This is a genomic window from Aerococcus sp. 150760013-2 (assembly GCF_053627715.1).
On the sequence record NZ_JBSEYI010000008.1, the window covers coordinates 1 to 20,871 of the forward strand.

Here is a 20,871-nt window from a genome sequence, read left to right on the forward strand (position 1 = left end):
TTTATAGTAGTTCTCACTACTTTTAATTGTTGGAATCAAATGATTCCATACACAATTTTTGGTTTGTCTTCTTTGTTCAGTTTTCAAAGGTCTATTTCGTCGCCCTTGTGACAACTATTTAATAGTATCACGAGTTTAACTGGAAGTCAACAACTCTTTAAAAGTTATTTAAAATGTTGTTTTCTCGGTTGTTGTTACGTTGTAACGCAACTATTAGATATTACCATGTTCAGCTGGTTGAAGTCAACAATTTTTTCAAAATATTTTCTTCAATGTTTCAACAGAAACAATAATAACATCTGAAAAATATAGTATCATCTTTCACAATTCTTGTAAACCTATTTTTCGTATTTCTTCAAAAAATAAAAGACCCTAGATAATATACCCAGGATCTTCTTATTTCGATTAGTAGGAATCAGCGATTAAGCTTCTTCCCAACTATCTTTGATGAATGTTTTACGACCAGATAATTCACTATAACGTTTATAGTGGGCTGGATTCTTTTTGTAGAATTGTTGATGGTAATCTTCCGCTGGCCAGAAAGTTGTTGCTTTCGTGATTTGTGTTAGAACTGGTTTGTTAAAACGACCACTCGCATCTAAAGCTGCTTTAGATGCCATTGCTGCTTTAGCCTGTTCTTCGCTGTTCACAAAGATTTCAGGTCGATAAGAATCACCACGATCAACAAATTGCCCCATTGCATCTGTTGGGTCTGTTTGTTGCCAATAAATATCTAGTAATTCTGAATAGCTTATTTTTTCATTATCAAATTCAATCTCAACTGCTTCTGTATGACCGGTTGTGCCCGAGCAAACTTCTTCATATGTAGGATTTTCTTTGTGGCCGCCAGTGTATCCTGATGTAACTTTTTCAATACCATCCATTTCTTCGAATGGTTGAACCATACACCAAAAACATCCGCCGGCAAATACTGCTGTTTCTTTAGACATCCTAATTGCTCCTTTCGTTAAATTTAAAAAATTAATCCACCTCTATTGTATTACATTATTTTAATTTTGAAACGCCAGAAGCATTTTCTTTTGTGATTTCTGTAATACCACCCATGTAAGGTACTAACGCTTCAGGGATTGTTACTGAACCATCTGCGTTTTGATAGTTTTCTAAAATAGCTGTTACTGTACGCCCAACAGCTAAACCAGAACCATTTAATGTATGCACATATTCAGGTTTACCGTTTGCGTTACGGAAACGGATTAAAGCACGACGCGCTTGGAAGGCTTCAGTGTTTGAACATGAAGAAATTTCACGGTATGTTTCTTGCGCTGGTACCCATACTTCTAAGTCATAAGTTTTAGCAGCTGAGAACCCCATATCACCAGTAGATAATGTCATTACACGATATGGTAAGTTTAATTTTTGTAGGATATTTTCGGCATTATTCACCATTTTTTCTAATTCGTCATATGAATCTTCAGGTCGGGCAAACTTCACCATCTCTACTTTTTGGAATTGGTGTAGACGAATTAAACCACGTGTATCGCGACCAGCAGATCCTGCTTCTGAACGGAAACTTGGTGACATGGCGGTGAAATAGATAGGTAAATCTTCTCCAGGAATAATTTCATTTGCAAAATAATTGGTTAATGGTACTTCTGCTGTTGGGATTAATGTTAGGTGGCGATCTTCATTCGTTGTAGAGAAAACATCTTCAGTAAATTTAGGGAATTGACCAGTACCATACATAGCTTTGTCGTTCACTAAGTAAGGAGGAATGATTTCCTCGTAACCTTCTTCTTGGTGTTGATCCAACATAAAGTTATAAACAGCACGCTCTAAACGGGCACCTAAACCACGATAGTATAAGAATCTCGCACCTGAAACTTTAGCCCCACGTTCAAAGTCTAAAATACCTAATTCTTCACCAATTTCGTAGTGCGCTTTTGGTTCAAAATCAAACTCAGGGGCTTGGCTCCATCGTCGCACTTCAACGTTGTCATCTTCATCGGCACCAACTGGTACTGAATCATGTGGTAAGTTTGGTAAACGGTCCATAATGTAAGTCACTTGCTCATCCAATTTAGCAAGTTTTTTGTCTAAAACAAGGATTTCTTCGCCTACTTCTTTCATGCGGGCAATTTTATCATCCGCATTTTCTTTGTTGCGGCGTAATAAGCCAATTTCATCAGAAACGGCATTACGTTCCGCTTTTAAAGTTTCTGTTTGAGAAATCACCTCACGGCGTTGGCCGTCTAAATCAATTAATTTCTCTAATTCATCTTTTGCAACCCCACGGCTAGCGTATTTTTCCGCAGTCGCATCAAAGTTGTCTCTTAATAATTTAATATCAATCATTTCGTTTTCCTCCTATATATAAATAAGTAAATAAAAAAGCTATTCCGGTCTTCCAAAAAATTGGAAGGGACGAAATAGCTTGAAGCTCATATATTATTGCGCGGTGCCACCCTACTTTAAGACACAGAAATACCATGTCTTACGCTTATTAGATAACGGCTAACCCGGCTCTACTTAATTAGGATTAAATCCTCATATTCGTAGTCAGTGATTGTGTGGATTCATATCGCTTAATTACCTGCTTTCACCTACCGCAAGCTCTCTAGAAATCAGCCTATATTACTATTCACAATCGATACTTTTCTTATATTGCCTCCATTATATATTTGAGGCAATTAAAAGTCAATTGCGCCAAATTAGGTGCTCATAAATTCGTTTAGACTTGTGCAGAGCTAGAAAAAAAGCCATTTATAGATAGTTGGAACTTTCCCCTGTGCTTACCACTTCACCTATGCAAAATTAAGCAACAATCAAATCTACGTTGCTTGGCACAACACACCCCTATAAAGTCACAAATACGCTTCTACAGACACGTATAAAAGCCATGACAAGACATCATGACTTTAGCGAAAAAATATTTATAAAACTTGTATTTATCTTAATCAACATATCAGAAGCATCATTATATTAGCATTCCAACCCCTAACAGTCACACATTCAAAACATCGTACTCATGAGATTTGTTTAGTTTTGTAATACCAGTACTTTTAGACTACAAATCAGATCGTTATCTTACCTAAATACAAACGATAGTTTTGTTAATTACGGCACTCGCAAACGTGTATCTTGTCTAGAGCTTTTACAAACAGTGTTGTTCAAGCCTGTATAAAAAACGAAGTGTGTCCGTCTCTAGATAAATTTATAAATCATTTGAGCAATACGATGTATTTCATTTCTTGAAAATCTATACGGTTGTTAACTAAAAACGCCTTGGATATCTTCCATCCAGCCTTTAAACAGATCTTCCATGATGCGTGCCACTTGTACAACAATGCTGACCTTGTCGACATCTTCTGCTGGTACAATGGCATTTGACATATCCAATTGGTTAAAGAGACTTTCATCAAAGTTCACCGTCGTATTGAAAGTATTAATTGATTGGTCCACTGACAATGGCGCTGTCAGCGCTAAGTTCCCTACAGCGTCATATTGGAAGGCTGCATCATAAGTTGTAGTCGAATTATTTTCTAAATCATAATTATAAGGTAAGAACAGGGCATTCGTTTCGGCATAGTTCAGATCTACGCCACTAACGACACCTTGGTAAATAGCTACGTTATCAGCAGGCAACCAAGGGGCACCTTCTTCATAAAGGGTAGTATAAGCAAGGTTTTCTTGTAGGGCAGTCAGTAATGTGCCTGTATTTACATACCGTTCATCTTCTGTTTCAGCACCTAAGGTCACAAGCACGATGTCGCGGCCATCGATTTGACTCATGATGATGATACAACGACCGGCAATAGATTCAGTTCCAGTTTTAAGACCAGACACGTCGTCACGTTCGTAGGCATTGCCTGGTAAAAACAGGTTGGTGCTCTCTAAAGTATAAGTCTCCGTATCCGATACTTGGAATTCTTTTGAAGTGACATTAGACCGTTCTAAAACATCCGGATATTCATTGACGATTTCACGGGCCACGAACAAGATATCTCGGGCCTGCATCATATTTTCTTGGTCAATTGAGTACGGTGACGCTGAACCATCAGTTGTGGTTAACCATGAACCGGCTAAACCTGAAGCGGTATATAATTCGAAGTCTTTGATGCCTAATTCGGTTAATTTGTCATCCATCATTTCAACAAAAGATTGCTCTGAGCCGGCAATATATTCTGCCAAGGCAACTACGGCTGCATTCCCTGACCCAATCACAGCAGCATCAATTAAAGCATCCACTGTATAATAATCAGTTGATTCTTCTAATGGTACATTAGATAAACCAGCCGCTACGGAAAGCTCTGAAACTGCCTCTGAGACAGGCACTTTAGTGTCAAAAGACAAATTTCCTGCTGCAATTTCATCATAGACAACAAACAAGGCAATTAACTTAGTCAATGAAGCAATCCCGTGTAAATCGGCCCCATTTTGGTCATATAAAATTTGGCCAGATTCACTATCAATGACCATCGCGGCATCGATATTCAACCCGTAATTTGTCGCAATTTCTTCTGAAAATTCTGCTACCGTACCACTTGTTGCCTCACTCGCTTGACTAGTGTCTACAGTCGTATTTTCAGTTGCTAACACAGCCATCGGCACTTGGGCCAAATTGAGACCTAACAAGGCAACCAATGCTGTGGTCAAAACTTTTGTCAACTTATTCTTCACTTATATTCCCTCCATTTCTACATGATCCTCTAAATCTTCAAAGCGATTAGGAATAGTGAAAATGAACCGTGTCCCTCTATGGTCCGACTCCGCGTGAATTTCACCACGGTGCAGTTCAATAATCGATTGCGTAATCGCTAACCCCAAACCACTACCCGTCTGCGGCTCAGTTCGAGATTTATCCCCCCGATAAAATCTCTGGAATAGGTCCTTCAGTTGCCCCTTAGGAATCTTAGCGCCGTCATTTTCAACGACAAACTTGGTCTTTTCTTGGTCTTGATAGATTGAAATCCTGATATACTTACCCTTTCCACCATATTTAAAGGCATTGGTAAATAAATTGGAAAAAATACGTACAAATTTTTCTGGGTCAATATCGACTAGGATATTGTCATCCGGTTCGGCCACAATTTGAAATTCACGGCCGACTTTATTGGCCTCTAATTCAAACTCTACCGTAATTTGTTCTACCATACGTACCACATTGATCCGGTTAATAGCCAACTTAGTATCCACTTGTTTGACCTTAGTATATTCAAACAAATCTTCAGTCATCCGTTGCATTTGAACGGCCTTATCGTAAGCAATATTGATATACTTCATAGCCTTTTCTGGGTCTTTCAACCCTTCCTGCTTCAATAAGGTCAAGTAACCAATCACGGAAGTAAGCGGCGTCCGAATGTCATGACTCATATTGGTTATCAAGTCATCCTTAGACTGTTCAATCCGCCGCTCTTCTTCCCGCGCTTTAACAGTGGAGTCGACCAAACGATTAATCGAATCTACAACCGGCTGCATCCCATTCAACTCGGAAGTAGAAATCTTATGATGGTAGTTTCCTTGCGAAATATAGTGCAGTTCTTCAAGCACATAGCCCAATTGAACCGCCCGTAGCCGCCGATAAATCCGCCAGCCAACAAAGGAAACACTCATCACCAAGTAAACCACGGTTAGAGACAGAAAGAAATTTTGTTGAAATTGTGGGTGGACAAAAAAAGAGCCAGGATATGTCCGTAACAAGACTGAATAATTGGTTTCATAGACCGTGATCAACACGAACATTAACCCAAAATACAGTATGACCAATATCGCTAGCCACACAATCGCTTCAAAAAAAAGCTCTGTATGCATTCTACTTTTCTTTTTTTGCAAGAGCGCACCTTCTAACTATTACTGTCATTGAACTATTAACTACCTAACCGACTAACTGGCTACTATAAAAATGTAAAAAAGACTAGGTGCGTTGATACCAATATCGCATTCCCCAGTCTTACAGAACATTCGCCGTGATACCAGACGCTTTCTATACTTAGCGCTTAGGCTGTAATTTTATAACCTACACCCCAAACAGTTGAGATTACCTTGTCCCCACCTGTAGCTTCACCGATCTTATCACGCAAATGGCTCACGTGGACCATAACAGTCTTCGCTGATACCACAGACTCTTGCTGCCATACACGTTCAAAAATCTCGTCAGCAGAGAATACGTTATTTGGATTACTAGCTAGTAAGTATAATATACCAAATTCTAGCGCAGTTAGTTGAATTTGTTGACCATCTGTTGTCTTTACCTCATGAGAATTTTTGTTAATTACAAGCGGGCCAACTTCAATCGTTGCTGAATCATCGCCAGCTGTAGAAGCACGACGCAATAAAGACTTGATACGAGCCATCACTTCAAGCGGGTTAAAGGGTTTTGTCACATAATCATCCGCACCAGTCGTTAAACCAGAAATCTTGTCCATATCAGACGATTTAGCAGATAATAGTAAAATTGGCATATCCACATCACGTTTCCGTAACTCCTTAATCACCGTAATCCCATCCTTACCAGGCATCATAATATCCAACACCATCATCGCAATATCAGGATTCTCAGCAATTTTCTTCAAGGCCTCATCCCCATCAAAAGCCTGGATTACCTCGTAGTCTTCATTTGTAGCATATATAGTTAATAATTCAACGATTTCCTTATCGTCATCAGTAATTAAAATTTTCATTAGGTTATCCTCCGAACTCTATAATCTCTCTATCTTATTTTAACAAACCCCAACCACATAAGTCCTATATTTCTATTTAAAAGTAGTTAAGAATGCCTTAAGACTTGATATCACAAGCTTTTCCGACCTATATTAAAGATTTTTCCATTGAAAAAGGACAAGCGCAGTCATGCTGACCCACTTGCCCTCGGAATATTTTCGTCTTTAATCGATTAGCCTCTTGAATAGTTTGGCGCTTCTTTAGTGATTTGTACATCATGCGGATGCGATTCAATTAAACCAGCACCTGTCATGCGAATAAATTGTGCATGTTGACGTAAGTCTTCAACTGTTGCAGCACCGCAATAGCCCATACCTGATTCAATACCACCAAGTAATTGGAAGATAATACCTGAAACAGAGCCCTTATAAGCAACGCGTCCTTCGATTCCTTCAGGCACTAATTTGTTGGCTTCGTTGACTTCACCTTGGAAGTAACGGTCCGCAGAACCTTTTTTCATAGCCCCTAAAGAACCCATACCACGGTAAGTTTTAAATTGACGCCCTTGGAAGATTTCTAATTCCCCTGGTGCTTCGTCAGTACCCGCTAACATTGAACCTAACATGACTGCATGGCCACCAGCCGCTAAAGCTTTGACAATATCACCTGAGAATTTGATCCCACCATCCGCAATAATGGTCTTGCCGTATTCGTTGGCTACACTAGCTGCGTCATACACCGCTGTAATTTGTGGTACCCCAACACCAGCAACCACACGTGTTGTACAAATTGATCCAGGTCCAATCCCTACTTTAACCACGTCAACACCTGCTTCATATAAAGCACGTGTACCTTCAGCTGTCGCTACATTTCCAGCGATTAAAGTAGCTTCTGGGAACTCTTGGCGAATTTGTGTAATTTTACGTAAAACCCCTGCAGAGTGACCATGTGCAGTATCGATTACAATCGCATCTGCACCTGCTTCAAGTAAAGCACCCACACGCTCAAATGTATCTGAAGTAACGCCAACTGCAGCACCCGCAATTAAACGACCTTTTGCGTCTTTAGCAGAATTTGGATAGTCTGTAACGCGTTCAATATCTTTAATAGTAACTAAACCTGTTAAACGACCTTCATCATCAACTAATAATAATTTTTCAATACGATTCTCATATAAAATGTGACTCGCTTCTTCTAAAGAAGTTCCTTGTGGTGCAACAACTAAGTTGTCTTTGGTCATCACATTTTCAATCGGTTGGTCATGGTTTTCTAAGAAACGGATATCACGGTTTGTTAGGATACCCACTAATTTATGGTCTGCTTCATTGTCGATGATCGGTACACCAGAAATACGGTAACGATCCATCAAGGATTCTGCTTCGTGAACTGGTGAGTCTGGGAATAGATAGAATGGGTCTGAAATGACACCTGACTCTGAACGTTTAACCTTACGGACTTCATCCGCTTGTTGGGCAATCGTCATATTTTTATGAATAATACCAAGTCCACCTTGGCGTGCCATAGCGATGGCCATGCTTGCATCCGTTACAGTATCCATTGAAGCTGAAAGGATTGGAATATTTAATTTCAAGTTGGGCGCCAACTCTACGCCTAAATCTACCTCATTTGGCAACACCTCTGAATGTGCTGGCAATAGTAAGACGTCATCGAATGTTAATCCCTCTTTAGCGAATTTGTTTTCCCATGCAGTAGTCATTTTTCATTCATTCCCCTTTTCTGTATAAAATTGATTTTTACTATCCTACCACCATACACCAACAAGGTCAACCTTATATTTCGTAAATAAATGGATTATTTTTATATATTAAAGATATTGTTCGTTTTTTATTTGTTTGAAAAAGATATATACGCTTTTGGAAACTTGGATCAAATGTTATAGTTCGGAAATTGGTTAAAGAAATCATCTCTTCTTTTACCTATATATATTTACCTTATGCCTATAGCAAAATCCAGTCTTAACAAGGCCCACATAAAAATAAGACTAAACGACATACTTTTCAAATTACAAATCCAAAATTTATACGACACAAAAAGCCGTGACATTAAGCCACGACCTTTGAGTGATTATTCGTATAAGTTTGCCGAGAAAAATCCAAATACTTAGATTCTTTCCATTATGGCTTGTTTGAAGGCTTCTGGGTCTACTGTTTCAACGAAGGCTTGGTCTTCGATGAAAACCGTTGGCACCGCGCCGACACCAACTGCTTGTGCTTCTCCAAATACGCGGGCTGCTAGTTCGCTATTGTCTTGTTGCACACGTCCTTGTTGGGTTAAATAGGCTTCAACTTTGTCTAGATCTAAACGCGCCCAGTCATTTTGTGACCGAAGGTATTGGTCTGCCACAGTATAGGCCGCTTCTTGGTTGTCGTAATCGATGTAATCATGGACAAGGTTACCTTTTTGTAGGCGCGGACTGGTTTTATCATAATGCTTCAAAATCCGTTGCACCTGCCCAGTTTGAATTAAAGGATCTAGGAAGAAGGCGAATTGCTCCTGGTAATTTAAGGCATCCGGACAAGCAAGGTTGTAGTATTCAACTACTTTAACCTTGGCTGTATCTTTTCCAAGTTTAATCGCATCTTGATAGGTGATTTTATCTGTTTGAAAGGTCATCTAAATGCCTCCTTATTATTTTTTCCTTACTGGGCAATTTGTTCGTCTAAGTAATCGATTAAGTCAGCTGCTGCATTTGGCCCCACAAAAGCTTTGTCATTATTTACGACGATTGTTGGGGTTGCTGTACCGCCAAGCGCTTCAAATTCAGCTTTAACGACATCGTTTTGCAGGCGGTTGCCTTGGTATTGATAAGATAGCGTTTCAATAGCAAAGTCTACGATGCCACCAAAGTCTGTCGTTATCCATTCACCATGACGGGCGAAGATTTCTTTGAATTGTTTGTAGGCTTTTTCTTGGTCCTTGTAGTCTACAAAGCGGTTAATAACTTCCCCTTTAGCTAAGCCAGCCTTATCGATATCAACGTGTTTAATAATCCGTTGAATCTTCCCTTCATCCGCTAGGCTCTCTAATTTTTCAGACACAGCGTCTTCAAAGTTTTTAGACCCTTGGCAACGGAAGTTGATGTATTCAGTCACCTTAATCGGTGCATCATCTTGGCCGTATTTAATAGCCCGTTTATCCGTAACCTTGTCTAAATCTAATTTGTCGGCCCCGAAATCATAGTCTTCTGTTGCAGTAGCTGTTTGGTAAGCAGCGTTAAACCATTCGCGGATAGTCTTGTTGTCTTCGTGCTCGTCAAAGGCTTGGCCAAATACATAGGCAGTTGGCACTGTTTTAGCGCCTACTTCAACCGCTTCAGCTTTAATGGCTTCTTGGATATCATCGTTGTCTTGTTTAGCGTAACCTAATTGGTTTTCAGCATATGCTGCTACACCCGCTTCGTCTAATTCCGTCCATTCTTGACGAGTCGCAAACATCTCTGTTAGCTGTTTGAAGGCATTTTCCGGGTCATCGTAAGTCAGGTAACTATGCATCACATTCCCTTTACGCAAATGACCAGTTGGGCGGTTTATGGGCTTCACAATATATTGTACTTTGCCCGCTTCAACGAATTCTTGAATAATCGCCGTATTCTGTTGTTCGAATTTCCTTGAAAAAGGACATTCTACGTTTAAGTAGGCATATAGTTTTACCGGTGCGTCTGCTTTCCCGTAACGAAATCCTAGGTCATCTGAAACTGTTGAGAAATCAATATTTGTTGCATCCATTTTATTACACGTCCTTTGTACTTTTAATACCCTTATCTTAACGAAGTTTTCTCGTCATGCCAAAAATAACAACTCGAAGCTATCAAAAAAGCCTGCCAGAATAACTGACAGACTCATGTTTTTAGAACAAGGTATTTTGTACTTTAAATTCGCGTTTAAACCACCATCTGGCAGCTAAACCTAGGACTGCTAGAGCTAGGTAAGCGAATAATGGTAATTCTGGGTTTATACTTGTTGGTAGGAATTCTGTTAGAGAAATGAGTAGGATCCAAGCTAATAAAACAGCTACTGAAATCAAGATGTAGCGCATAGTGCCACGTTCTTTCTTCGGTTTAGACATATCAGGTTGGTTAGTCGTCAACACAGCCATAGCTAATCCCCCAATAATAAAGTTTAAGATTAGCGTGAATAAACCAGCTGGGCCTGAGCTCGCATTTTCAGAACCAATTAATAAGGTCAATCCAGAAATACCCGCGAATACACCACCAATCAATAAGCCACCTTCAACCCAGTAGTGCCAGAACGGGCTGTCGCCTGCTTGAACTGCCCCATTACCGTCGTTAGGGTTTTGGTGTAGTTCTTGGGCGTAAGTTGTTGGTGTACCGTATAATTGTTTGGCAGTAACCCCTTTGTCTTGCTCTTCAATAAGGGTATGTAACATTTGATTTTCTTTTAAGTCGATATCGCCATCGTAACCTAAAGCATTGATTTCATTCATAAATTTGATCATAAATTCTTGGTTACGTTTGGTTAAACCTGCGTATAGGCCTTCGCGTTCGTCTTTGATGCGTTGGTGGGCTGCTTTTTCAGCCGCTTCACGTTCAGCTTGAATTTCAGCTCTCGATTTTTTCTCATTTCCTAATGCCATTGTTGGTCAAATCTCCTTTTTCCTGAATGATCTTAAACGTTAAATCTAAATAGTAAGATATCGCCGTCTTTCACAACGTAGTCCTTACCTTCAGAACGGTAGCGACCTGCTTCTTTGGCAGCTTTTTCACTACCATAAGTCAGTAAATCTTCATAAGATAAAGTTTCTGCACGGATAAAGCCTTTTTCAAAGTCTGAGTGAATTACACCCGCTGCTTGTGGGGCTTTCATGCCCTTCTTGAAGGTCCAAGCACGTACTTCTTGTTCACCAGCAGTAAAGTAAGTTTCAAGACCTAATAGAGTGTAAGCGCGTTGGATTAAACGATCTAATCCAGACACTTCCATCCCCAAGTCTTCCATGAACATTTCACGGTCTTCATCGTCCAATGATGCCAACTCTTCTTCGATTTGCGCTGAAACAATTACCACTTCAGCATCCTCTTCATTAGCAATGCCGCGTACGATTTCAACATAGTCATTACCAGTTGCTGCATCATCCTCGCTTACGTTCGCTACGTATAAGATTGGTTTTGTTGTCAAAAGGAACATGCGGTCAATAAATGGCTGTTCTTCTTCAGTAAAAGTCACTGTTCGAGCTGATTTACCAGCTTCAAGCACTTCTTTTACCTTAGCTAAAGCGTTGGCTTCAACGATTGCATCATGGTCTTTTGATTTAGCCATTTTAACTGCTTTTTCGTAGCGTTTATTGACTGTTTCTAAGTCAGATAAGATTAACTCTAGGTTAATTGTTTCAATATCGTCAGCTGGATCTACTTTTCCAGAAACGTGGGTGATATTCCCATCTTCAAAGCAACGAACCACGTGGACAATCGCATCTACTTCACGAATGTTGGCTAAGAATTTGTTTCCTAAACCTTCACCCTTACTTGCCCCTTTAACAATTCCGGCAATATCCGTAAATTCAAAAGTTGTTGGGACAGTTTTCTTTGGTACGTAGAATTCAGTAAGTGTTTGTAGACGGCTATCTGGTACTTCTACAACTCCCACATTCGGGTCGATCGTTGCAAAGGGATAGTTTGCAGCTTCTACTTGAGATTTTGTGATTGCATTAAATAAGGTAGATTTTCCAACATTTGGTAATCCTACGATTCCGGCAGTTAAGGCCATTTCTTCACGCTACTTTCTTTATTAAGGATATTTTTTCTTTATTTCTATCATTTAAGTCATTTTGATGATTGAAAACTCGAACACATTAGACCAATATCGGCAAAACGGGTATTAACCCCTAGTTATTGTCTGCTGGTTTAATGATTTTCTTCATTTTCTTTTCAAATTCACGGCGTGGCATCATGACTGATTGGCCACAACCTTGGCATTTGATGCGGATATCCGCACCTAAACGAATGATTTTCCAAGCATTTTCACCACACGGGTGTTGTTTTTTCATTTGCACGATATCGTGCATGCCATATTCTTTGTCTCCCAAGACATACACCTCTAATCCTCAAATTTAATATTCAAAAGATCTAGAATACGGGTTAAATCTTCTTCAGAAAGGTATTCGATTTCGATTTTACCGCGTTTTCCGCGACTATTGATTTGAACATTCGTCCCAAATTTATCCATTAACCGGTCTTCGCTTTCGCGGATATAAGGTGGCACGACTTCTTTCTTGCCGTCGTCTTTTTTAATATCCTTGTCCGCCGGCTCGTTTAAGGCTTGTACCATTTTCTCCAATTGGCGAACGGTAATGCCTTCTGCAACAACCTTCTTAGCTAGACTTGATTGGTCTTTTTTCGATTTTAAACCTAAAATAGTCCGGGCCTGACCTGCGGATAAGGCACCTGATTGCACTAGGGCTTTGATATCGTCACTCAAACCTAGTAAACGTAAATGGTTGGTGATATAAGTTCTGGATTTCCCCAGGCGTTTAGCTGCTTCATCTTGCGTAATTGCTAAAACATCAATCAATTGTTGATAAGCCATAGCTTCTTCTAGGGCTGTTAGGTCTTCACGTTGTAAATTTTCGATGATAGACGCTTCGATCATCTGTTCATCAGAAAATTCACGTACAATGGCTGGGACAGTCGTTAAACCGGCGATTTTAGACGCACGAAAACGTCGTTCACCAGCAATAATTTCATACCCTTTCACCGAAGATTTACGTAGGGTGATCGGCTGAAAAATGCCTTGCTCTTGAATAGATTTAGCCAAGTCGTTCAAGGCATCTTCATCGAATTGGTGCCGGGGTTGGTAAGGGTTTGGACGAATATCTTCAACACTGATTTCCTGCACCATTTTGTCAGTCGCAGGGGCTTCAACAGTCGCTTCGTTTGCAGTTTGCTTACTTGTTTCAGCTGTATCTTTTACGTCAACTTGCTCTTGGTCTGTCTCATCTTGGGTAAAAAGTGCTTCGCCACCAAAAAAGGCATCAATCCCACGGCCAAGTCCCTTATTATGCTTATTTGTTTGTTTCGCCATTATTTTCTAGCACTTCCTTTGCCAATTCCAGATACACTTCAGCGCCACGAGAACGAATATCATAATCAATGATGGATTGTCCATATGATGGTGCTTCAGACAAGCGCACATTTCGCGGAATCAAGGTCGTATACACTGCTTGACCAAAGTACTTCCGGACTTCTTCTACAACTTCATTCGATAAGTTTGTTCTTGCATCATACATTGTCATTAAAACACCTTCAATTTTTAGCCCTGCATTGAAGTGTTTTTGAACTAATTGGATTGTGTTCAATAATTGACTTAATCCTTCTAGGGCATAGTATTCACTTTGTACTGGAATCAGTACGGAATCTGCACTAGTGAAGGCATTGATTGTCAAGTGACCTAGTGAAGGCGGACAGTCAATGAAGATATAGTCATAGTCATTTCTAATCGGTTGAATGGCTTCTTTCATCTTTTGTTCACGGTGGGCGATACTGGTAAGTTCGACCTCAGCCCCTGCCAATGAAATTGTTGCCGGTACAACAGAAAGGTTCTCGCGTGATGAAGATACTACCGCATCTTTTACGGCAACTTCGTTGATCAACACGTCATAGATGCTATTTTCAACAGAACCCTTAGCAATACCTAATCCACTCGTCGCATTCCCTTGCGCATCACTATCGATTAATAAAATTTTCTTTCCTTGATAGGCAAGTGCGGATGCTAAGTTGACAGTTGTTGTTGTCTTCCCGACACCACCTTTTTGATTGGCGACTGCGATTACTTTACCCATTTTCTAACCCCCTGCGTTGTATACATCATTTTCAATAAAAAAGGAACGGAATGCGTTTCCGTTCCTTTCGCATTCATTCAAAATAGTTTGGCCTATTTTTCGCAATATTATGCTTCTCATGTCATTTATTCTTTACCATTGTACCAAAAAAGCCTATATATTGTTTAAATAATTCTATTATCACATAAAATACTTTTAATCACTTTATTTATAGCGGACTTTTCGCTGGCTTTCCTGGTTTACGCGGATACTTATTTGGTGTTTCTTTTGGCTTTTCAATCCGTAAAATATGACGCTCCCCAGCTTCAGCTGGTAAGTCAAATTGAATGTCTTCGGCAAATTTACCACCTAAGACAGCAATAGCATGTTTTGCTTCCTCAATTTCATCATCAGATTGCTGTGCTTTCATCGCTAAGAATTGGCCATCTTTTTTCACTAGGGGTAAACAAAATTCTGCTAATAAGTTTAATCTAGCCACCGCTCTAGCAGTAGCAAAATCAAACTGACCACGGAATTGTGGGTTTTGACCAAAAGTTTCAGCGCGATCGTGGTAGGCATGCACTCCTTCTAAACCAAGTTCATTCACCACTTCATTGATAAAGTTGATACGTTTATTCAATGAGTCAACAATAGTGATGTCTAAGTTTGGAAAGGCAATTTTTAGTGGAATGCTGGGGAACCCAGCGCCTGAACCCACATCTACCAAGCGATATCCCTGGTCAGCCATCTCTACATGCATTGCTACAGTCAGTGAATCATAGAAGTGTTTCAAATACACTTCTTCAAGTTCTGTAATGGCGGTTAAATTAATTTTTTCATTCCATTCAACCAATAATTCGAAATAACGGTTGAATTGTGTCATTTGTTGGTCATTTAAGTGGATACCTGCATCCGCTAAGCTATTTTTAAATAATTCTGGATTCATGATTGTCTACTTTCTATATTAGATTCTGGTTGGATTGATAAAGTAAAGTCATTAATTAAGCACGAATATAGGCGTAACCATCATGTTGGCGGTTAATTAATTCGGCAATGCCTGATACAACCGAGGTAAATAAGCGACTATTCACCATTTCTGGATCAAATCCTTGCGCTTGTAGCGAATGTTGGCATAACTCAACCGTCACACCTTGTTTCACGAGTTTTTCTAAGCTTTGGTGATATTCTTCACGCACAGCAACCCGGACAGCACGACCATTGGCTAGGACAATCACTTGTAAATCTTCCACATCATTTAGCGCATTTTGAATAGTTGGTAAGATGGTTTCCCAATCTTTCATCTCATGTACATGAAAAATAACACGTTTTAACATTAGATTACTCCTTTTTATTCATTTACCTTGGCATTTGTTTTCGTATAGCTTACAAATTTACTAGGACCATACAGCTATTATCTTGCTTTAAACGATCTTGTAATCAATCGTTTCATTCCCTTAAATTATAGCATATGCCTTAAGTCTATTATAGCCGTTTACGATTAGATTCATCATACGTTAAAAAGCTATCCCAGAATTGTAGGATAGCTTTTCATATCTTCTGACTTAAACACGTGCGACGTGACCACCTTGCAGGTAAACCATGATAATGGATACATCTGCAGGGTTTACACCTGATACACGACTAGCTTGTGCTAAGGTGCGTGGGCCGATTTCTTTCAAGCGCTGGCGCGCTTCAGTGGCTAAACTGTCGATGGCATCCCAATCGATGTCAGCTGGAATCTCTTTTTGCTCTAAACGGTGTAATTTTTCTACTTTACGTTGTTCTTTAACAATATAACCAGCATATTTGATTTGGATTTCAACTTGTTCTGTTACTTGACGTGATAAATCCTTGTCGCTTGGGGCGAATTTAAGGATATCGTCAATTTTAAGCTCTGGACGACGTAGTAAGTCGCTCGCCATAATCCCATCTTTTAAGGCTGCGGAATTTTTCTCTGCTAGGTAGTCTTGTAATTCTTGAGTTGGTTTCAAGCGAACATTGGCTAAACGGTCTAATTCTTCAGCAACCTCTGCTTGGTTTGATTTGTATAAGCTGTATTGTTCTCCAGATACTAAACCAAATTCATAACCTTTTTCAGTTAAACGAGTATCAGCGTTGTCATGACGTAATAATAAACGGTATTCAGCGCGTGATGTTAATAATCGATACGGTTCAGTTGTCCCTTTTGTGACTAAGTCATCAATCATTACCCCAATATAGCCTTGGTCACGGCCGATAACAAATGGCTCTTCGCCACGGATTTTAAGGACGGCGTTGATCCCTGCGTATAAACCTTGACCAGCAGCTTCTTCATAACCAGAAGTACCGTTTGTTTGACCGGCTGTAAATAAGTTGGCCACTTGTTTAGTTTCTAAGTTTACTTTCAATTGGTTTGGTTTCACCACATCATACTCAATGGCGTATCCGTTACGCATGATACGTGCGTTTTCCAAGCCTTTAACTGAATGAATCATGTCATTTTGAACGTCTTCTGGTAGTGAAGTTGAAAGTCCTTGGACATAGATTTCTTCGTTATCTAACCCTTCAGGCTCAAGGAAGATTTGGTGTTTTGGTTTATCTGCAAAACGCACAATCTTATCTTCAATTGACGGACAGTAACGGGCACCTACACCCTCAACGATACCTGTAAACATTGGTGCACGATGTAAGTTTTCACGAATCGTTTCATGGGTTGCTTCATTGGTATAAGTCAAGAAACATGGGACTTGGTCTACTAATGGTAAGTAATCCGCGTCTTTAGACATGAATGAAAAATGATTTGGTGCATCATCACCCGGTTGGATTTCCGTTGCATCATAGTTGATCGTACGTTTGTCCACGCGTGGCGGTGTACCAGTTTTAAAGCGGGCAATATCAAAGCCGTATTTTTCCGCCATATTCCCAGTCAATTTCTCAGCTGGTTGCGAGTTGTTTGGACCTGAAGAATATTTTAATTCCCCAATAATAATTTCACCACGGGCTGCCGTACCAGTTGTCAAAATAACAGCATCTGCACGGTAAATAGCACCTGTGTTGGTGATAATCCCTTTAACCGTATCATCTTCAATAATTAAGTCGTCTACTAACCCTTGACGTAGGGTTAAGTGGTCTTGGTTTTCGATAGTTCTACGCATTTCTTTGGCGTATTCATCTTTATCTGCTTGCGCACGTAAGGCACGGACAGCTGGTCCCTTACCTGTATTCAGCATACGCATTTGGATATATGTTTTATCAATATTGCGGCCCATTTCACCACCAAGGGCATCGATCTCTCTTACAACTACCCCTTTAGCTGGTCCCCCAATTGACGGGTTACATGGCATAAAGGCAACCATATCAATATTAATCGTGATCAACATGGTTTCAGCGCCCATACGCGCTGCGGCTAAAGCTGCTTCACTACCTGCATGCCCAGCACCAACTACAATGACATCATATTTGCCTGCTTCATAAGTTTGCATCATCTCATCCTTTCTACGCTTCTTTTATTTACCTAAACAGAATTGACTGAATAGTTGTGTTAATAGTTCATCCGGCGCATTTTCACCAATAATTTCACCTAAAATTTCCCAAGCACGGGTAAAGTCGATTTGAATCAAGTCAACTGGCATGCCCATATCAATCCCGTTTTTCACTTCGTCTAATGATTGACTCGCTTTTTGTAAAAGGTCTATATGACGGGCGTTAGAAACATAAGTCGCGTCTTTTTCCCCTGATTGACCTGAGAAGAAGTAGTCTGCAATTTTCTCCTCTAAAGCGTCAATACCTTCTTGAGTCATCATAGACGTGGCAATGATTTCGTCCTCTTCAACCCACTCTAATAGGGATTCTTTTAAAAGTTGGTTTGGTAAATCAATTTTATTCATGATAATAATTCGTTTATGGTCTTGGGTTAAGGCTAAAAGCTCACGGTCACCAGCTGTTAAGGCTTCAGATTGGTTGAGTAATAATAACACCAATTCTGCTTCCTTTAGGGCCTTCTTCGACCGTTCCACACCGATACGTTCCACCACATCTTCTGTGTCACGAATACCCGCTGTATCCACTAATTTCAAGGGTACCCCGCGGATATTGATATATTCTTCAACCGTGTCACGCGTTGTGCCTTCAATATCCGTTACAATGGCCTTTTCTTCTCTTAATAAGGCATTCAGTAAGGAAGATTTCCCTACATTTGGACGACCCACAATGGCAGTTGAAATCCCGTCACGCAAGATTTTTCCTTGTTTAGCGGTCGATAATAAGCCATCGATTCGGTTCTTGATAATAGTTGTTTTCTCGCCCAATAATTTAAGGGTCATTTCTTCCACATCATCGTATTCCGGGTAGTCAATGTTTACTTCAACTTGCGCCAAGGTATTTAAAATGTCTTGACGTAAATTTTCGATTAAATTGGATAATTTTCCGTCCAACTGCTTAACAGCTAAATCCATTGACCGGTCCGTTTTAGCACGGATTAAATCCATCACAGCTTCTGCTTGGGTTAAGTCAATTCGTCCGTTGATAAAGGCACGTTTGGTGAATTCACCTGGTTCTGCTAGGGTAGCCCCTTCACGCAAAACGAGTTCCAGCACGCGATTTGTCGCCACAATCCCACCATGGGTATTAATCTCAACAATATCTTCACGCGTAAATGTTTTTGGTTCACGCATAACAGACACCATCACTTCGTCAATCTCTTGCCCATCTTTTGGATCTACAATATGTCCATAATGAATGGTATGACTATCTTGCGTACTCAATTTTTTCTGACCTAAATTATAAACCTTATCTGCAATCGCTAGTGCGTCATCACCTGAAAGACGGACAATCCCAATCGCACCCTCGCCCGGTGCCGATGAAATAGCTGCAATTGTATCAAAACCACGAGTAATCATGAATATGTTCCTTTCTATCTAAATTTATCTACTATAGTTTATATTTGTGCAAATAAAAAAGCGCCCAATCTACCCCTCCCATGGCCTGGTCGGACTAGAAAGACACTTTGACTGTCAAACTACTTTTTTATACATTCGGTATTATACGCAATCTCAATTTAAAAGTAAACAATTTCAATTCAGAAATTGCGACTTTTTCATCCTAGTTTACTACTGTTTGGAAAAAGGGCAAGCAGCTTTTGTTGGGCACCCATTATAAAGCGCCCAACTAGATTCAGGCTGAGCGTTCATTTTGTCATCTTTATCTGTCGATTTACCTGTCATTTAAGGCTGAATATTTTCAGGGACTTCGTATAATGGATAAGCTGGGGTTAATTCAACAACACCATCAATGACCATATAGTCGCCTTCAATAGTAGGTTGAATGTAGTCGGCATTATAATACTGGACCATCGTTGCCATCATGGCATCCAACTTAGCCTTCCCTTGTGGATCATCCGCCAATTCACTGATATTTTCGCTAAAGTCAACATAGACATTCTTGCCCGCCCTTGGGTCCTGACCGTCAACACTGATGCTATTGATATCAACACTTTTAGTCATCATTTGTTGGTCCGCGCTGTTGCCTCCCTGGAAAATCTGCGTGAATTTCAGCGCCATATCATCATTAGTCGTCATCGCCACCGTTTCATTTGCTTGTTCAAATTCACCTTCGCCATTTGGATAGTAGAAAGTAACCTCCTCACCCCAACCTTCAAAAGATAACTGACTCAAAATTTGAGTGACGGAATAATACGCTTCAGGGTCAGTACTTTCATCTTCTGCGTAAACCAATCCCACATCTGGGGCATAATACTCTCTGCGAACACTATTTTCACTGTATTCACTGACCTCTAGAGTCTCGTAACTGCCAGTCTTCGTTTCAACAGGCACATCGATACCAGTAATTTCACGTCGCCGTCCGTCACTATCCCAAGTATGACCCACTTCAATCGGCCCCTCAATCAAGACTCTCGTTGGCTCATCTATTTGGGTAATCATATCGCGGGTCAATTCTTCATGGCTATAAGTTTCTGGCTTGGTCACGATCACTTCAGCCTTATCTGCTGTAATCGCCATTAACTCTAGTGTTGTTGTTCCTGCAGTTGCCGTCCGCATAGTTAAAAACTCATCATTAATAAAATCATAGGTCCGGGTAAAGCCCGCAAACTCATTCCCATCACCCTCAAAAACTGCCTGATACCCTTCAATCATTGGAAAATAGTCAGTCACTGTTAAAGCTGGCGCCACTTCTGAGGAAGAACTTTCACTTGCTTCATCATCTGTGTCACTTTCTGCTGTTGAACTCAACTGACTGGATTGTGAATCTTCTGATGTTTCATCACTAGCACTTGAGGACACTTGTTCAGACGAGGATGTCTCACTTTCATCATAAATATCTTCTGCATTATTAAACCAAGAACATGAACCTAACAGTAATGACGTACTCAATAGTAAAAACCAAGTTGCTTTCTGTTTCATTTTTGACACCTCCCAGAATCAATCATGAATACTTTTATCACTTTTATTGTATCTGTTTTCATAA

At 40.1% G+C, this 20,871-nt stretch carries 18 protein-coding genes and 1 other annotated feature; all 18 genes read right to left on the reverse strand.

What is annotated here, in order from left to right; all coding sequences use genetic code 11:
* Positions 1-422 precede the first annotated feature (422 nt).
* Positions 423-950 (reverse strand): peptide-methionine (S)-S-oxide reductase MsrA, encoded by a 528-nt coding sequence (gene msrA / locus ACUW85_RS05475; protein WP_003142973.1) that lies wholly within the window; start codon positions 948-950, stop codon positions 423-425.
* A gap of 55 nt (positions 951-1,005) precedes the next feature.
* On the reverse strand, positions 1,006-2,313 hold the full coding sequence (gene serS / locus ACUW85_RS05480) for a serine--tRNA ligase (RefSeq protein ID WP_048726880.1): 1,308 nt from the start codon (positions 2,311-2,313) through the stop codon (positions 1,006-1,008).
* A gap of 62 nt (positions 2,314-2,375) precedes the next feature.
* Positions 2,376-2,618: a binding site (T-box leader), on the reverse strand.
* 610 nt (positions 2,619-3,228) lie between these two features.
* Positions 3,229-4,638, reverse strand: coding sequence for a D-alanyl-D-alanine carboxypeptidase family protein (locus ACUW85_RS05485; protein ID WP_149315325.1), 1,410 nt, complete (start codon positions 4,636-4,638; stop codon positions 3,229-3,231).
* Positions 4,639-5,790 carry a sensor histidine kinase gene (locus ACUW85_RS05490; protein ID WP_182023596.1) on the reverse strand — a complete coding sequence of 384 codons (1,152 nt, stop codon included), beginning with the start codon at positions 5,788-5,790 and terminating at the stop codon, positions 4,639-4,641.
* Positions 5,791-5,954: 164 nt separating this feature from the next.
* A complete protein-coding gene (locus tag ACUW85_RS05495; RefSeq protein WP_003142967.1) occupies positions 5,955-6,638 on the reverse strand; it encodes a response regulator transcription factor in 684 nt (227 codons plus the stop codon).
* A 212-nt stretch (positions 6,639-6,850) separates the two neighbouring features.
* Positions 6,851-8,335 carry an IMP dehydrogenase gene (gene guaB, locus ACUW85_RS05500; protein ID WP_149315323.1) on the reverse strand — a complete coding sequence of 495 codons (1,485 nt, stop codon included), beginning with the start codon at positions 8,333-8,335 and terminating at the stop codon, positions 6,851-6,853.
* 404 nt (positions 8,336-8,739) lie between these two features.
* On the reverse strand, positions 8,740-9,252 hold the full coding sequence (locus ACUW85_RS05505) for a thioredoxin domain-containing protein (protein ID WP_149315322.1): 513 nt from the start codon (positions 9,250-9,252) through the stop codon (positions 8,740-8,742).
* Between the two features lie 26 nt (positions 9,253-9,278).
* Entirely contained in the window at positions 9,279-10,364 is a 1,086-nt protein-coding gene (locus ACUW85_RS05510) for a thioredoxin domain-containing protein (RefSeq protein ID WP_149256107.1), read from the reverse strand.
* 121 nt (positions 10,365-10,485) lie between these two features.
* Positions 10,486-11,232, reverse strand: a complete 747-nt coding sequence (locus ACUW85_RS05515) for a DUF1129 domain-containing protein (RefSeq protein WP_149256108.1) — start codon at positions 11,230-11,232, stop codon at positions 10,486-10,488.
* Positions 11,233-11,264: 32 nt separating this feature from the next.
* Complete coding sequence (gene ychF, locus ACUW85_RS05520) at positions 11,265-12,359, reverse strand: redox-regulated ATPase YchF (RefSeq protein ID WP_059134986.1); 1,095 nt, start codon at positions 12,357-12,359, stop codon at positions 11,265-11,267.
* 118 nt (positions 12,360-12,477) lie between these two features.
* Positions 12,478-12,657: a DUF951 domain-containing protein gene (locus ACUW85_RS05525; protein WP_034252707.1), complete on the reverse strand. Its 180-nt coding sequence runs from the start codon at positions 12,655-12,657 to the stop codon at positions 12,478-12,480.
* Between the two features lie 32 nt (positions 12,658-12,689).
* The gene (locus ACUW85_RS05530; RefSeq protein WP_149256109.1) at positions 12,690-13,673 is read right to left on the reverse strand and encodes a ParB/RepB/Spo0J family partition protein; all 984 of its coding nucleotides are present in this window, start codon (positions 13,671-13,673) and stop codon (positions 12,690-12,692) included.
* Positions 13,654-14,430, reverse strand: coding sequence for a ParA family protein (locus tag ACUW85_RS05535; RefSeq protein ID WP_026465522.1), 777 nt, complete (start codon positions 14,428-14,430; stop codon positions 13,654-13,656). The genes ACUW85_RS05530 and ACUW85_RS05535 overlap by 20 nt, the downstream gene beginning before the upstream one ends.
* Before the next feature lie 208 nt (positions 14,431-14,638).
* Complete coding sequence (gene rsmG / locus ACUW85_RS05540) at positions 14,639-15,355, reverse strand: 16S rRNA (guanine(527)-N(7))-methyltransferase RsmG (protein ID WP_048726901.1); 717 nt, start codon at positions 15,353-15,355, stop codon at positions 14,639-14,641.
* A gap of 55 nt (positions 15,356-15,410) precedes the next feature.
* A complete protein-coding gene (locus ACUW85_RS05545) occupies positions 15,411-15,743 on the reverse strand; it encodes a DsrE family protein (RefSeq protein WP_048726904.1) in 333 nt (110 codons plus the stop codon).
* 228 nt (positions 15,744-15,971) lie between these two features.
* Complete coding sequence (mnmG, locus tag ACUW85_RS05550; protein ID WP_182023595.1) at positions 15,972-17,870, reverse strand: tRNA uridine-5-carboxymethylaminomethyl(34) synthesis enzyme MnmG; 1,899 nt, start codon at positions 17,868-17,870, stop codon at positions 15,972-15,974.
* 24 nt (positions 17,871-17,894) lie between these two features.
* Positions 17,895-19,286 carry a tRNA uridine-5-carboxymethylaminomethyl(34) synthesis GTPase MnmE gene (mnmE, locus tag ACUW85_RS05555; RefSeq protein ID WP_016897183.1) on the reverse strand — a complete coding sequence of 464 codons (1,392 nt, stop codon included), beginning with the start codon at positions 19,284-19,286 and terminating at the stop codon, positions 17,895-17,897.
* 324 nt (positions 19,287-19,610) lie between these two features.
* On the reverse strand, positions 19,611-20,807 hold the full coding sequence (locus ACUW85_RS05560; RefSeq protein WP_182023594.1) for a GerMN domain-containing protein: 1,197 nt from the start codon (positions 20,805-20,807) through the stop codon (positions 19,611-19,613).
* Positions 20,808-20,871 lie beyond the last annotated feature (64 nt).

Excerpts from the sequence above, each read along its gene's own strand:
- msrA (WP_003142973.1), bottom strand. The coding sequence starts at position 950 with ATGTCTAAAGAAACAGCAGTATTTGCCGGCGGATGTTTTTGGTGTATG.
- serS (WP_048726880.1), bottom strand. The coding sequence starts at position 2,313 with ATGATTGATATTAAATTATTAAGAGACAACTTTGATGCGACTGCGGAA.
- ACUW85_RS05495 (WP_003142967.1), bottom strand. The coding sequence starts at position 6,638 with ATGAAAATTTTAATTACTGATGACGATAAGGAAATCGTTGAATTATTA.
- guaB (WP_149315323.1), bottom strand. The coding sequence starts at position 8,335 with ATGACTACTGCATGGGAAAACAAATTCGCTAAAGAGGGATTAACATTC.
- ACUW85_RS05505 (WP_149315322.1), bottom strand. The coding sequence starts at position 9,252 with ATGACCTTTCAAACAGATAAAATCACCTATCAAGATGCGATTAAACTT.
- ACUW85_RS05510 (WP_149256107.1), bottom strand. The coding sequence starts at position 10,364 with ATGGATGCAACAAATATTGATTTCTCAACAGTTTCAGATGACCTAGGA.
- ACUW85_RS05515 (WP_149256108.1), bottom strand. The coding sequence starts at position 11,232 with ATGGCATTAGGAAATGAGAAAAAATCGAGAGCTGAAATTCAAGCTGAA.
- ychF (WP_059134986.1), bottom strand. The coding sequence starts at position 12,359 with ATGGCCTTAACTGCCGGAATCGTAGGATTACCAAATGTTGGAAAATCT.
- ACUW85_RS05525 (WP_034252707.1), bottom strand. The coding sequence starts at position 12,657 with ATGCACGATATCGTGCAAATGAAAAAACAACACCCGTGTGGTGAAAAT.
- ACUW85_RS05530 (WP_149256109.1), bottom strand. The coding sequence starts at position 13,673 with ATGGCGAAACAAACAAATAAGCATAATAAGGGACTTGGCCGTGGGATT.
- ACUW85_RS05535 (WP_026465522.1), bottom strand. The coding sequence starts at position 14,430 with ATGGGTAAAGTAATCGCAGTCGCCAATCAAAAAGGTGGTGTCGGGAAG.
- rsmG (WP_048726901.1), bottom strand. The coding sequence starts at position 15,355 with ATGAATCCAGAATTATTTAAAAATAGCTTAGCGGATGCAGGTATCCAC.
- ACUW85_RS05545 (WP_048726904.1), bottom strand. The coding sequence starts at position 15,743 with ATGTTAAAACGTGTTATTTTTCATGTACATGAGATGAAAGATTGGGAA.
- mnmG (WP_182023595.1), bottom strand. The coding sequence starts at position 17,870 with ATGCAAACTTATGAAGCAGGCAAATATGATGTCATTGTAGTTGGTGCT.
- mnmE (WP_016897183.1), bottom strand. The coding sequence starts at position 19,286 with ATGATTACTCGTGGTTTTGATACAATTGCAGCTATTTCATCGGCACCG.
- ACUW85_RS05560 (WP_182023594.1), bottom strand. The coding sequence starts at position 20,807 with ATGAAACAGAAAGCAACTTGGTTTTTACTATTGAGTACGTCATTACTG.